We start from the raw sequence: 13,418 nt of genomic DNA, 5'->3' as shown, positions 1-13,418 counted from the left end.
AATCTTCCTAAAAGCACCGATGCGGATGAGGTGGAAGGATGAAAAAATTACTGCTCGGCGTCCTGCTGGCGCTAGGTTTGCTGATCCACCAGAACGCGCTGGCCGACCCGGCTCCGGTCGAGCCTGCTCAGGCGGTGCAGCCGCCCGCAGAGAAGCCTCAGGAGCCGCCGACTGCGGTTCCTGCTCCGGTGGATGCCGCGCAGTCGGGGAAGATTACCATCTCCGCCGGCACGTTCTTTCTGGTGCTGGTTACTGTACCGGTTTTACTTGTTGTGCTCGGCTGCGGGCTTGTCTACAAGCTGAGGGTCGGATGGCTTCGCCGCAGGGCGCAGCGGCTGCTGGTGAACGTGATGAGCGCAGCGGAGGAGTTAAGACCTTACGAAGGGAATGCAGAGGGAAATACCGAAACGATCGTGAAGCAGGCGGACGAGCGGCTGGCGAATTTGACGGTGGCCGTCAGCCGGAGATTGACTGTGTTAACGGAGACGAAGATTTTTTTTCTCCGCTTCATTAAGCTCTCACGGTTTATTCGTGATTCGAAGGGCGAACTCAAGCGGTTGAGGGCGTCTTTCAAGGAGGTTCGTGCCGAGGTTCGTCGCGTGCTGGAAGCGGCCCAAGCCCTGTCGCCGCGGCTTCAGCGGCTTGCTGATCAGCGCGCCGTCGTAGAAGCCGAGGCGAAGAGCCGGACGGCGGAGCTTGCGTTTCCGCTGAATCAAACGTACGAAGAGCTGGAGCGGCTCCGGCAAGAGCTGCAGCAAGCGTCCGATACAGCGCGGCCCGACCCGGTCGGAGCGCAGCGGATCGCGTCGCAAGCCGAGGCCCGGCTGCAAAGCATCAGCCGGGACGTGAAGGACATTGGCGTCTATCTGAACGAATACCAGGCTTTCCCGGGCCGCTTGGACCAAGCTGAGGCCAAAGTGAAGAAGCTTGTGGAAGAGCATCGTCTGAATCTGCTTCATATCGATCCTTACGGGAGCCTTGCCGAGGCCCGGAGACTGTCCGAGGACATGCTGGAAAATCTCAAGGCCGGCAGCCTTGAACGGGTCAGAGCCACCGCCGCGCAAGTCAGCGGTCTTGTAAAGGCTGCGGTCGAGATGACGCAGCGGCATGCAGCGTTCCGGCGGCAGAACCCGAAGGACATTCAGCATGTGCAGAAGAAGCTGTGGGAATACCGGACAACGGACGCGGCGCTCGCGCCGGCGCTTGCGAGAACGCGCCAATGCTATGCTCAAGAGCATTGGGAGGACATGTGGAGTCGTTACGGGACAATCGATCGGCATGTGAAGCAGATGGAACAGCAGTTGCCCGAGGTGCAACGGCAATCCGACGACGAGCACCAGGATTACGATACCGCCAGAAGCTCCTTGGATGACATGCTTGGACGGCTGCGCGAGGCCGAGGAGATGCAGCGGAATTGCCGCGGCGCCATCGAGCAGTTGGACCGGGCCTACGGCAGCTTGAAAAGCAGGCAGGAGCAGGCGTGGTCGGCGCTTGACGTCGCAGTGAAGCAGGTCAACCAAAACAGCCTGCGCTTCCTCGTGGCGGACCAGATCGACATGGTGCTCGCAAGGGCAGATTCGTTAAATAACGAGCTGAATCAGCGGCTGCTCGTCCCGCCTTATCGTCTCGGAGCGATTGAGCAGCACGTTGTCCGCTTAACCGATCTCGCGAATCAGTTTGCCGGAACCGTCAATCAGAGGCTGGATCAGAAACGGCAGGCGGAGAAAGCGCTCAATCGAGCGCAATCGAGCTACCGGTCTACACGCGCCAAGGTAAGATCCAGGATCGAGGTTCGAAGGTTTGAAGGTCCTTATACATCCGTTATTCAGCGCGTCGAAGGCCTTATTGCCGGAGGCCGTTACATCGAAGCTGTCAATGAATGCCATGATATCGATACAATCGTAGGCGAGATGAAACGGCTGTATCAGCGGGAAATCGACGAAGAAAGAAGAGAAGCGGCGGCACGCCGGGCAAGCGCTTCAAGCTCAAGCTCGGGCTTCTTCGGTTCTTCCGGTTCTTCCAGCTCCTCCCGCACTTCCCGCGGTTCCGATGACGATGACGGCGGAGGGGATAGCGGAGACGAAGACGAATAGAGTGCGCATGAAAAAAAAGGCACCGCTCCTGTTGTGGCAGGATGCGGTGTCTTTTGCATGGATGGGTCCGGTTCTGACAGGGCCGCCCCTATCAGTAAGTAATCATGACCGTCCGCGTAGCTTCGGCGTAATCTACCTTGGCCCCCAGCACTTCGGCCAGCAGTCGCACCGGGACCATCGTGTTGTCGCCGACCAGCCGGGCAGGCGTATCGGTTTGCCGCAGGTCGCCGTTCACTTCGTACGCGTTTTTCGTCGTGTGCAGCGTGACCTTAAGCGTTCCTTTCGTATACACGGCTGCGCGCTGCTGCTCGTCCCATTCCACGTTCGCTCCGAGCGCCGCGGCCAAGTCGCGGATATACAAGTACGAGGAGCCGTCGACGATGACCGGCGTCCGCTGCATCGGGAAGGAGACGCCGTCGACCGAATAGCTGCTGTCATCCAGCCCGAAGCTTGCTTTACGCTGAATCGGCAGGACGGTGACCGCCTGCTTGAGGTAATCGGACGCATTCCGGTGCAGCTTCGTTTTCCCGAGCTGCGGCACCGGTTCCGTCGTGAAATTCCATTCTTTCGACTCGGTGGTCGTAGTGCCGTCTTTTTTGGTCACCTGCAGACTCAGCTTGACGAGATAAGTCTGATCTGCTTGCAGCGGCTTGCGCGGCAGCAGAATGACGGCATTGGTCAATTTGTCATCGTTTTCGGGTGAATTCGTGAACAAGTCGATCTTCTGCTTGGCATTATCGGTCAGTTCGGCGCTCAGCAGCTTGATTTTGTCCACATTCTCGCCGAAATATTGAGCCATGATCGGGTAGCCGACAGGGTATTTGCCGCTCGTATGCATACGCAGCGGGTCTGGAGCTTCGTTCCCGTCAAAGGACGTTGGCACATACCGTTCCCCGTCCGCCGGCGAGACGACGATGGGCGAGGAGTCGCTCGTTCCGAAGCCGAATTCGATGATCGTGTAATCCCCCACTTTGGCAATACCGACTTCTTTGGCATCCGGGTTCAAGAACGGAGAACGGTGGTACGGCGCGTCGAACAGCACGTCGACCGTCTCGCCGATCGATCCCACGTGATACGCGGCATCTTCCCCGAGCTTGGCCGAATACCCGTAGTAAGCGGCGCGCTCCAGCGGCGATTGACCGAAAAATCCGGTTTTGTTCGGGTTCTGATCATGCAGGCTCTCTTGGCTTTTTTCGCTTTGGGCGATTTTGTTGGCATCCAAATATTTCGCATGCGCCTTCGCCATAGCGAAAAGCCGCTCGTTCATCTGAAGCTGGGGGAGTCCGTACAGCACCCGGTAGTCGTTAATGGCGGAGAGCCCAGTCTGGTCCTCCGGGGTAGGAGCCTCAAAGCGGCTGACCGCGTCTTTCGCTATGGTAAACGACCACGATTGCTCGATAGGCTTATAGCCGGGATAGGTGATCGACATTTGCACGGTGTAATTTCCGGGCGCGAGATCTTTGTCGGGCGTAAACGTGAACGTCCCTTTGTCATGGTCGTAACTGGCAGGCACGCTCTGCCCGTTCAGCGTCATGGTGTAAGACGAGGGCGCAAAGGCCAAATCGGTATCGAAATAAAACGTGAGATTCGGCTTGGTGACGCCGACGGTTCCTTTGGGAGCCGCCTCGTAAGAATAGGAGGACGCTTGGGCTTGGGGCACGGGAAGCGTAAGACCGATACACCAGAGCATCAGCGCCAAGGATAAGAGCATCAGAGATCTGCCCAGGCGGGCGGTTGAATTCAAGGGAAATTCCTCCTTACTCAATGAATTTTAGGGGTGCGGACTTTCTCTCTTAAATTATTCGGCATTTGCGGGGGAAACCCTTCTTCAAAAAAACTCCAGACAATGGCGGGAACGAAGGGTGGGAAGAAAAGGTCGCGGAAAATTATGATAATGATTATCATTGTCACTGGAATGGCGATTTGCTATAATGAGTGCCGACCGGAAGATCATACCTACGCAAAGGGGATACATAACGTGAAACTTCTTAAGCCTCTTTTCCTGCTGGCTGTTATCGCCTTGATCAGCGCCTTGCTGTTCGGCTGCTCCAAAGAAGGCACACCGGACAAGTCGGCCGAAGCCAAACCGGCTTCGACAGAGACGAAATCCGCATCGGCCGAGACGAAAAACGCAGGCTCCGCTGCCGCTCTAACCATCAAGCATGACCTAGGCGAAACGCCGGTTCCAAGCTCCCCGCAGAAGATTGTCGTGCTGGAGCTGGGCTTCATCGACGCGCTGCTGGATACCGGCGTGAAGCCGGCCGGCGTCGCCGACGACAATAAACCGAATCTGATCGCTGCCGAGGTGCTGAAAAAAATCGAAGGCTACACCCCGGTAGGCACCCGCGCGCAGCCCAGCTTGGAGAAGATCAAGATGCTGCAGCCCGATCTGATTATCGCGGATACGGACCGGCATAAAAACGTATATGCGGAATTGTCCAAAATCGCGCCGACGATCGCCTTGAAAAACTTGAACGCGGATTACGACGATACGCTGAAGACGGCGCTTACAGTTGCCGAGGCCGTCGGGAAACGAAGCGAGATGGAGAAGGTGATCGAAGCTCATAAGACCAAGCTCAAAGCGCTGCAGGCCAAAGCGCCGCAAGGGAAGCCGAGCGTGCTGCTCATCGGCAATACGAACAACGAAATCGCGGTGCGCAGTCCGGAATTTTTCACCTCGCAGCTGCTGATGCAGTTCGGGTATACGTATGCATTGAAGGATGCTTCGAAATACGCATCTACCTCGACGAACGCCAATTTGACACTGGAGCAGCTTCTTGAGATCGATCCCGATACGATCGTGCTGATGTCCGCCGAGAGTGACAAGCGTGACAAAGAGGGCGGCCGGCCGATCGAGAAAGATCCGCTGTGGAAAGACCTCAAGGCGGTGAAAAACAAGCAAGTATACGAGGTGGACCGGTATGCCTGGTCGCTTCGCCGCAGTGTGCAGGGAGCGAATGTGATGATCGACCAGGCGGATAAGCTGCTATTCGCAGCCAAATGATCTCGGCCTCAACGCTCTGGCGTAAGTTCGGCATATTCGATAGCGAAGGAGTCGGGTACTAGTGGATTATTCCGTACAGCCGCTCACGGAAACCAAAGCGCTCCGTAGGCGCGCGGCCCGGATCGCTCTGGTGGCTGCGGCCGGTTTCGTGCTGCTGACGGTGGCGCTCTTGCTGTCCGTTGCCGTAGGCTCGACGTCGATGCCGATATCGTCCGTTCTGACCGCGCTGCTTCACGAGGACGGGTCGCGGACGCACAGTATTATCCGGAACATCCGGATTCCCCGCACGGTTGTCACGGCGCTCGCCGGGGCGAATTTAGCCGTTGCGGGTGCATTGATGCAAGCCGTGACGCGCAATCCGCTCGCTTCTCCGGGTGTCTTCGGGATCAACGCCGGGGCATCGGTGGCGGTCGTCTTTGTGGCCGTCACGTATCCGTTTGTGACGGGCGGATATACGGTGGCTGCTGCTTTCGTAGGGGGAGCCGCAGCGGCGGTCGTCGTTTTCGCGATGGCCTCCGCCTTTAAAGGAGCTCATATGGAGGTCAACCTGGCCCTGACGGGAGTGGCCATCCAGGCGATCCTGTCGGCGGCGACGCAGGCGCTGCTTATTTTCAACGAAACGAAAACCGATAGCGTGCTGTTCTGGCTCGCGGGATCGGTTTCGGGGAGAAAATGGGAGCACGTCCAGACGCTCCTCTGGTGGGGCGTTCCCGCGCTTGCCGTCGCCTTCGCACTCGGGCGCTCGGCCTCCATCCTCAGCCTGGGCGAAGATATGGCCCGCGGACTGGGCCAGCGCATAGGGAAGACCCGGAGCCTGATCACGCTCGTTGTCATCCTGCTGGCCGGCGTGTCCGTAGCCGTCGCCGGTCCGATCGGCTTTGTCGGGCTGATGGTGCCGCATATCGTGCGTTATTTGACCGGCGCGGACTACCGGGCGGTGATCCCGCTGTCCGCCCTGCTCGGGGCGGTGCTGCTGCTGCTCGCGGACCTTGCCTCCCGCTTCGTGCTGTTTCCGTATGAGACGCCGGTGGGCGTCGTCACGGCACTGATCGGTACGCCGTACTTTATTTATTTGGCCCGCCGCAGGCGCAAGGAGGGGAACGACGAATGAACCGACAGCATGTTCAGGCTGCGGCAGGCAGACGGCGAAATGCCGGCGTTCTCGGCCTGCTGGCGCTCGCGACCCTGCTTCTTGCCATAGCCAATATCGGCATCGGGGATGCGAAGCTCGGGATCGGGCCGATCCTGTCGTCGCTCATCGGCCGAGGCGATCCGAATACGGCTGCGATTATTTTCGACTACCGGTTGCCCCGCATTGCGCTGGCGCTGCTGGCCGGTGCCGGTCTGGCCGTTGCGGGCGTCATCGCCCAAGGCGTCATGCGCAATCCGCTAGCCGCTCCCGATACGCTCGGCATTACGGGAGGCGCGGGGCTGGCTGCGGTCATCGTAACGCTGTTGTTTCCGCTGTCTGCACCTTCCGCGCTCATGGCAGCGGCCTTTGGCGGCGGTATCGCCGCCGCATTTGCCGTGTATTTGCTTGCTTACCGCAGAGGCGTCGCTCCCATCCGGCTGGCGCTGGTGGGGGTGGCCGTCAGCGCGTTTTGTTCCTCGGGCGTTCACCTGCTGGTGTCGCGGGCCACGCCCAACGTGAACACGGCGCTTATTTGGCTCAGCGGAAGCTTGTGGGGCAGGTCATGGGACCAGGTGCTGCAAGTGCTGCCCTGGATGCTGCTCCTCCTTCCGCTCGCCTGGCTGCTGGCTGTTCATCTGGACGTGATCCGTCTCGGGGACCCGGTAGCCCTCGGACTCGGTGTCAAAGTCGAGCTTCTGCGGGCGTCTCTGCTGGCGATGGCTGTCGCGCTGACCGGTTCGGCCGTAGCCGTGGTGGGCACCATCGGGTTCGTCGGACTGATCGTGCCGCATGCCGCCAGACAGCTTGTCGGGGGGCGTCATCGCATCTTGATCCCCACGGCGTCTCTCCTTGGCGGGCTGCTCGTTCTCGTCGCAGACGCGCTCGGCCGGGGGCTCGTACCGCCGGTGGAAGTTCCCGCCGGACTGGTCGTTTCGGCCGTCGGCGGCCCTTATTTTCTGTATCTGCTTTGGCGTCAGTCGAGACGATGAGGTATATTTGATTTATAAGGGGAAGGGGAGATTCGCGTGAAAATAGCCTTGGTCATTTTTGATCGGTTTACCGATCTGGATTTATTTCTGCCGTGGGACTTGTTGAATCGTGTCCGTTCCGTCGCGGGCGTGGAGGATTGGCAGGTGAAGATCGTAGGGACCAAGGATACACACGTGTCCGATGCCGGGCTCCCGATCCAGACGATGGGGACGATCGACGAGCTGCAAGAGATGGACGCGGTTCTGTTTACAAGCGGCGTACTGGTCCCGAAGCTGATTCAAGACCCGGAGTACGTGTCTCGCCTCAAGCTGGCTCCGGACAGGCAGTGGATCGGTTCGATGTGCTCGGGGGCGCTCATTTTGGGGGCGCTCGGGTTGCTGGATGGTAAAGAAGCGACGACGTACCCGACCCGCAGGAAGATGCTGGAGAAAATGAACGTGAAGGTGGTCGCCAAAGATTTCGTCAGCGACGGAAGAATCGCGACCGCTGCCGGCTGCCTGGCCGCCCAACAGTTGGCGGAATGGGTTATCGCGTCCGCGATCGGCCCGAAGGTCGCCGCACAAGTGCTGAGAACGATTCAGCCTGTAGGCAAAGGATTGTAAGAGTGAAAAAACAACCCGCGCGGAGCGTAACTCCTTGCGGGTTGTTGTCGTTATTGAGGAAGCTGAACCTTCATCTCCAGTTCCTTCAGGAACGTCACAGGCGTCATGCGCTTGGTCAGCACCTCAAGCTGTGCTGTCGGGTCCACGGCCGGAAACTCCAACTCGTACTGGTAGACGCCGTGCTCTACGCCAACCAATTCCGTGCGGGCCGCATCAAGCTGCTTCCCGTTTTGTACCAACCAAGTGCCCGTCTTCTGAACGGACGCCGTTTCTCCGGCGATCGCCAGTTTCAGAATGGTTTTATCCTTGCCGAAGTCCACGCCGGTTACCGACATGCTGCCGATTTTGCCTTGATCGAGCGTCAGCGGATATTGACCGGTCAATGGCGCGGTCACATTTGCTTTATCCGAGAACATCGTGCTTGTATCGTCGTACCAGCCTCCTACATACGGCCTAATGGTCAGTTCCTTGGGCTTGCCCTGCAAAGGCTTCACATTTTCGGTATAGTGGGGCACGAAAGAGCCGTCCGGCTGCTCCTGTCCTTGCTCACTAGCCTTTTGGTATTCGTAAATCCATCCGTTGTCGTCCGTGACCAAATAACTCATTTTCATGAGCTGTTCATCGATTTCTTTCGCGATCCCATCCGGGACGTGGCGGGCCAAGACAAATTCGGTCGTCTCCGGAGAGGCCGACAGCGACTTCAACGTGAACGTGGCCCCGCCGTACTGCTTTTGGATGGCCGGGTTCAACTTGAAGGTTTCTGCGTCTTGAGTGGCAAGCGGCACTGCGGCGGTTTGGTTTGCGGAAACGGCGGTTGCATCGGCCCGAACGGCTAGCGGTGCGAGTCCTCCTAATAATACGGCTGCGCTTAATACGGCAATGGTTGTTTTTTTCATTGTGGTTTGCTCCTCCTCTTTTTGGGTCGTACACCTTATAGGCGAACGAACCGGCGGCTCGGTTCATGGGTGAACCGAATTCAATTTTGCTTCGCCTTAAGATAAGGAGGTGTTTTCGTCCGGCCCAAGCGGCGATGATTCGGGGCGAAAAATCAGCACCGCCGCAATCCCTTATATGGAAAGATGGAGGATATGATGATGTTGAACAAACGAAAATGGGTGTCCGCAGGGCTAGGTCTCGCATTGCTTGCCATGGCGGTGCCTCTTTACGGAGCGACGGCTGCCCCGGCAGGAGCCGGAACCGGCGCATTAACCCTTGAGCAGGTCGCCAAGGAAATCGAAGGGAAGAAGCCGAGCCCGTTTTACTTGGAATGGAAGGAGACGTCCACGTTCGAAAATGGAACGAGCAAGGCTGTGTCATACAAGCAATGGGAGGATGTGCCGAATGCCCGATACCGATCGGAGGTCAACTATGACGGAAGCGGCAAAACGATGAGCACTTCGATCATCAACGGAGACGACGGAGTTTTCATCACGGAAGGGAAAACAAGCGGAGTAAAGTTGAAGGGGATGGAATGGGACGGCTTCTCCAAGATGTCCAAGCGAGAACTTAAGTCACTGTTAGAAGATAACGAAGCTCCGGTTTTTAAAGGAGAAGAAACGCTCCTTGGCCGGACCGCCTATCACCTGTCGGGGGCAAGCAAGCCATTGAATCGAAAATTCACGGATGCCGAAGGGATCGAGAGAGTGGAAAACGGGATCGCCCCGGCCAGAGAGCAATGGTTCGACAAAGAAACCGGCATATTGCTGAAAGAAACCACAACCGATCCGCGTGGCGGCAGCAGCGAGAGTATCGTAACGTCGGTTGATTTCACGCCGGTATTCGGTAGCGATACCTTCCGTTTCGAAGCGTCCACAGGCGGCACCGACGCCATTAAGGTAACCATTGACGGTACCGCGCAAAGCTTCGAGCAGCCGCCGGTTATCGTCGAAGGCAGCACGCTTGTGCCGCTAAGGGCGATTTTTGAAAAGCTGGGCGCCACGATCGACTGGAACGAAAAGGAACAGTCCGTGACAGCCAAGAAAGGAACGACGACGGTGTATTTGAAAATCGGCGATAAAAATGTCACGGTCGGCGGTTCGGCCAAAACGCTGGAAGTGCCGGCGCAGATCGTGAACGGTCATACGATGGTCCCGGTCCGTTTCATCGGCGAGGCGCTGGGGGCGGAAGTGAAGTGGGAGCCTTCGTCCCAAACAGTTATTATTACCAATAAATAACGGGATAAAATAAATAAAACCTTGATTTGGGTGACGGCTGGTCGTACCCGAATCAAGGTTTTTTCACATCCGTCAGTGTCTTTCCGGATCATTGGAGCGGCCAACGAGATAATCCAGGCTAACGTTGAAATAATCTGCAAGAGCAAGAAGACCTTCATAATCCGGCCGTCTGTTGCCCGACTCATAATGGCTGATTGAACGAATGGAAACCCCGAGGACTTGGGCGAGTTCCTCTCGTTTGACCTGATTTTGCTCGCGTAGCTCTTTTAATCGTTCGGCGATGGTAGGCATAAGATTCTCCTTAAACACTTGACTAGAACATAAAGTTCCGTTAGAATAAGTTTTAGGAACTTTATGTTCTGTGAATCAAAGCTTTTGACATCCAACAGATTACTTGCTGCCTTTTTCCCAGCGCGGTTTGCTTTTACGGTAAATTTCAAGGCTTCCAAGCAGGAACGCTTTTTCGTCTTCGGATAGTTGCTTAAACACTTCATCTGTAGAATTAAAGTCCGAACCATGACATAATGGAATGTCCGTTTTCCCCAACAAATAATCCGTACTGACTTGGAACACTTCGCTGATTTTAAGCAAGGTGCGGTAGTCCGGTTCATTCACGCCGTTTTCGTATTGTGAAATGGTAGATTTCACGGTTTGAAGCTTATGGGCTAAAGCTTCTTGCGTAAGCTTATGTGCCTTTCTCAGCAGGCGAAGCCGTCCTCCAAACATGGTCATCACTCGCTATATCCCAATGTTTATAGTGCTATACCAGTCATAGTAATGATTGCGCATGAAAATGAACTGTTAAATATACTTTAAACGATTTGGATATTGCAGACAAATTTTTGTTTGGAATAAAAGTTCATGAATCATGAATTTTTTTTGAAAAATGGAGGGAAATACGTGAATAATCAAATTACCGTACGTTGGATCATGCCGGATGAAACCTACGAGAGCCGGATCGCCGATATATGGAGTTTTGTGCGAGGCTTGAATGAAATCAATAACGTATCGTATAAAGGCATCTCCTACCATATTCAAAAGGTAGGGCTGGTACTGGAGCAACATCCATGGGTAGCCATTATTATGGAACCGTAATGCTGCTATTTCCCCCAAAAAAACACCCCGTGCCTTGCCCGCATCATGTCGGTGTGATCCGTCATGAACGCGTTTCAAAACACGGGGAAGCTTCAATAAAACCGATGGTGCCGAGTATCGGCAAGGTTAAGACTTCTACTTTCTAATTTCAAACGTGATCTCTTTTTTCAGCGGGATCGGGTTGGAGTTGCGCATCATGGTAATTTCGTAAGAGTCCTGCTCGGGCGTCATGATGCCGGCTTCGAAATAGTCATCCTCCGGCCGTTCGGACCGAGCCACCCCGTCGATTAACGCAACGCCGGGACGCCGACCGTACAATTCATTCAATTCCGGTGTATTTTTTATTTTCTCTTGATAAGCTTTCTCGAGGTCCTCAGGAATGTCGAACTGGATGCCCAAGCGGACGTCTTCCGGACGATCCTTCTTGATTTTAAGCCACAGGTAACCCTTTTTATAAGAGGTCCCGACGATCGTAAATTGTTTATCCTTAAAGCGCACCGTTTTCGGCAGCTTCTCGCCGGGCGAGAGCGTAAATGAGGCGCTCGGCGTTTTTTCGGTAAGCTGGAAGCCGTTCAGGTGCAAGGTTAGCCGCTTCACGGACGGGTCGAAATAAGGCGAAGACATGAACTCCATTTTGTTGCCGTCCCAATCACCAGGCTGAGCAAGGCTATCATACATTTTCTGCACTCTATCCACATTGAGCCGGTATTTGTTCCCCTTATCGTCGGTAAGATAAGGCTCCAATTTATGCTCATAATCGCCAAACTGTCTAAATTCCAAATAATAGTTTGAGCCCTGCTCGATTTTCACATCAAGGTGCGTATTTGTGGGCGTGATCTTGAGCTGGTCCAAGGTAAACGATGGAAGATCGGGGTCTCCGGCCACCTCAACCTGTTGATGAAGCGGAACAATAAGGTCTTCGCGCCATTGTGACTTATCGAACGGCACGCTGATATCGAACAAGAACTTTGAGCTTTTTCCAGGAGGATGCTCGTATACCTTAAACCGCAGTTCCTTCGGGTTCTTGTTTATAAAATCCTTGACTTGTTGCGGCGTCAGGGACAATTCGGAAGTTTCAACTTGGATTGGCTCCTTGGTTGCGTCATCGGACTCGATGGTGCCCCCGCTGCCTTGACCGATAGCTTCCTCGAAGTCATAGCTATTGATGGTATAATTCGTGATTTTTCTCTGGTCCACATCCAAATAGCCGTTATCCCGTTTGATCGCGTTTTTCTTGATTTCGTCGGATTTGACGAACGTCTTGTAGGAAAGCTTATCGCCGGTCAAATAAACATCGCTGATGCCGATGGTGACGTCGCCGAACTGCTTCACGACGGGCTCGGCCGGTTCATAGCCGTAGGAGTGCGCATTGCGGACGCCGTCATAGCCCCGTACTTCATCCAGCCAGCTTAACACGCCGGAGAAGCCGGGAAGGCCTTTCACCATATTGGCAAACGTCGGGGAAACCTGGGCGGCGCCGACCGAAGCGACTACGGCCAACGCACAGGCCGCGGCAATGGTAAAACGCGCCTTCCTGCTGCGCTGCCGGATCGGCCTGCGGGCCGGGATAGCAGGCATCGATTTCGCCATATCCGGAACGTCCTTGGCGAATTGAAGCAGCGATGCCGGGACCGGAAGCTCTTGAAGCGATTGGGTGAGCTCTTCTTTGACTTGTTTATCGCGCGTCGATTTCAACATTCCATCACCTGCTTTGGATTAGGTTGCATCATTTTTTCGTTCAATTTCAAGCGGGCGGCGTGCAGCCGCGATTTGATCGTGCCCTTCTTCACGCCGAGCACATCGACGATTTCGTCAAGAGACAGTTCTTGGTAATAGTACAAAATAACGACCGTCCGGTGGTTGATGTCCAGCGACATCACCGATTCCAGCAGCTCATGGCCCGCTTCCTTGCGAATGAGCGCGTCGATCGGGGAGGCTTGCTCGTCCGGGACTTCAATCTCCTCCAGATCGCCGGTCCGGCTGGCCAATTTCGAACGCTGCCTGGCCAGATCGAGCGCGCGGCAGGCGGTCAAATGATTGAACCAGCTCTTGAAATTGCGGATATTTTTGCCGTTCATAATGGCTTGATACGCTTCGAGCAACGCATTCTGTACCGCATCCTCCGCCAGATGCGAGGAACGCAGTATCGCGGCGGACGTGCTGTAGACGCGGATTAACAACGGCTCGACCAGCTTGAAAAAAGCTTCTTTATCTCCGTTCCTGCACTGCCTCATATATAGCTTTTCCTGATCCATTTACGTCACCTTCCTGACTTCCTCTACCTTATAGGCGAACGAAACGGGGCTCCGGTTCATTGATTCCGCAAAA

General features: G+C 55.6%; 13 protein-coding genes. 7 read left to right on the top strand and 6 right to left on the bottom strand.

Features of this window, described 5'->3' with window-relative positions; genetic code table 11:
* The first annotated feature begins 38 nt into the window (after positions 1-38).
* The gene (locus NI000_RS22150) at positions 39-2,093 is read left to right on the top strand and encodes a septation ring formation regulator EzrA (protein ID WP_253413584.1); all 2,055 of its coding nucleotides are present in this window, start codon (positions 39-41) and stop codon (positions 2,091-2,093) included.
* Positions 2,094-2,184: 91 nt separating this feature from the next.
* Here the strand turns inward: NI000_RS22150 and NI000_RS22145 are convergent, their stop codons facing one another.
* A complete protein-coding gene (locus tag NI000_RS22145; RefSeq protein ID WP_253413583.1) occupies positions 2,185-3,837 on the bottom strand; it encodes a stalk domain-containing protein in 1,653 nt (550 codons plus the stop codon).
* Between the two features lie 234 nt (positions 3,838-4,071).
* Between NI000_RS22145 and NI000_RS22140 the strand changes: the two genes are divergently transcribed.
* The 4 genes from NI000_RS22140 (at position 4,072) to NI000_RS22125 (ending at position 7,821) form a co-directional block, all read left to right on the top strand.
* Positions 4,072-5,097, top strand: a complete 1,026-nt coding sequence (locus tag NI000_RS22140; RefSeq protein WP_253413582.1) for an ABC transporter substrate-binding protein — start codon at positions 4,072-4,074, stop codon at positions 5,095-5,097.
* 61 nt (positions 5,098-5,158) lie between these two features.
* Positions 5,159-6,208: a FecCD family ABC transporter permease gene (locus NI000_RS22135; protein WP_253413581.1), complete on the top strand. Its 1,050-nt coding sequence runs from the start codon at positions 5,159-5,161 to the stop codon at positions 6,206-6,208.
* Positions 6,205-7,218, top strand: a complete 1,014-nt coding sequence (locus tag NI000_RS22130; protein WP_253413580.1) for a FecCD family ABC transporter permease — start codon at positions 6,205-6,207, stop codon at positions 7,216-7,218. Before NI000_RS22135 ends, NI000_RS22130 begins: the two co-directional genes overlap by 4 nt.
* Before the next feature lie 36 nt (positions 7,219-7,254).
* Complete coding sequence (locus NI000_RS22125; RefSeq protein WP_253413579.1) at positions 7,255-7,821, top strand: DJ-1/PfpI family protein; 567 nt, start codon at positions 7,255-7,257, stop codon at positions 7,819-7,821.
* Positions 7,822-7,871: 50 nt separating this feature from the next.
* Here the strand turns inward: NI000_RS22125 and NI000_RS22120 are convergent, their stop codons facing one another.
* Positions 7,872-8,717, bottom strand: a complete 846-nt coding sequence (locus tag NI000_RS22120; protein WP_253413578.1) for a DUF5643 domain-containing protein — start codon at positions 8,715-8,717, stop codon at positions 7,872-7,874.
* 198 nt (positions 8,718-8,915) lie between these two features.
* Here NI000_RS22120 and NI000_RS22115 point away from each other — a divergent pair, with 198 nt between their 5' ends.
* Positions 8,916-9,995 carry a copper amine oxidase N-terminal domain-containing protein gene (locus tag NI000_RS22115; RefSeq protein WP_253413577.1) on the top strand — a complete coding sequence of 360 codons (1,080 nt, stop codon included), beginning with the start codon at positions 8,916-8,918 and terminating at the stop codon, positions 9,993-9,995.
* 72 nt (positions 9,996-10,067) lie between these two features.
* Here the strand turns inward: NI000_RS22115 and NI000_RS22110 are convergent, their stop codons facing one another.
* Positions 10,068-10,286: a helix-turn-helix domain-containing protein gene (locus tag NI000_RS22110; protein ID WP_253413576.1), complete on the bottom strand. Its 219-nt coding sequence runs from the start codon at positions 10,284-10,286 to the stop codon at positions 10,068-10,070.
* A 99-nt stretch (positions 10,287-10,385) separates the two neighbouring features.
* Positions 10,386-10,727 (bottom strand): helix-turn-helix domain-containing protein, encoded by a 342-nt coding sequence (locus tag NI000_RS22105; protein WP_253413676.1) that lies wholly within the window; start codon positions 10,725-10,727, stop codon positions 10,386-10,388.
* 168 nt (positions 10,728-10,895) lie between these two features.
* Here NI000_RS22105 and NI000_RS22100 point away from each other — a divergent pair, with 168 nt between their 5' ends.
* A complete protein-coding gene (locus NI000_RS22100; RefSeq protein WP_253413575.1) occupies positions 10,896-11,090 on the top strand; it encodes a hypothetical protein in 195 nt (64 codons plus the stop codon).
* 135 nt (positions 11,091-11,225) lie between these two features.
* Here the strand turns inward: NI000_RS22100 and NI000_RS22095 are convergent, their stop codons facing one another.
* Positions 11,226-12,788, bottom strand: a complete 1,563-nt coding sequence (locus tag NI000_RS22095; RefSeq protein WP_253413574.1) for a hypothetical protein — start codon at positions 12,786-12,788, stop codon at positions 11,226-11,228.
* Positions 12,782-13,345 (bottom strand): RNA polymerase sigma factor, encoded by a 564-nt coding sequence (locus NI000_RS22090; protein WP_253413573.1) that lies wholly within the window; start codon positions 13,343-13,345, stop codon positions 12,782-12,784. Before NI000_RS22090 ends, NI000_RS22095 begins: the two co-directional genes overlap by 7 nt.
* Positions 13,346-13,418 lie beyond the last annotated feature (73 nt).

It is taken from the genome of Paenibacillus tyrphae (assembly GCF_024158745.1).
GTDB classification, from domain to species: Bacteria; Bacillota; Bacilli; order Paenibacillales; family NBRC-103111; genus Paenibacillus_G; species Paenibacillus_G tyrfis_A.
Note: the sequence above shows the minus strand (reverse complement) of the source record. Positions and strands in the feature narration are given on the sequence as shown.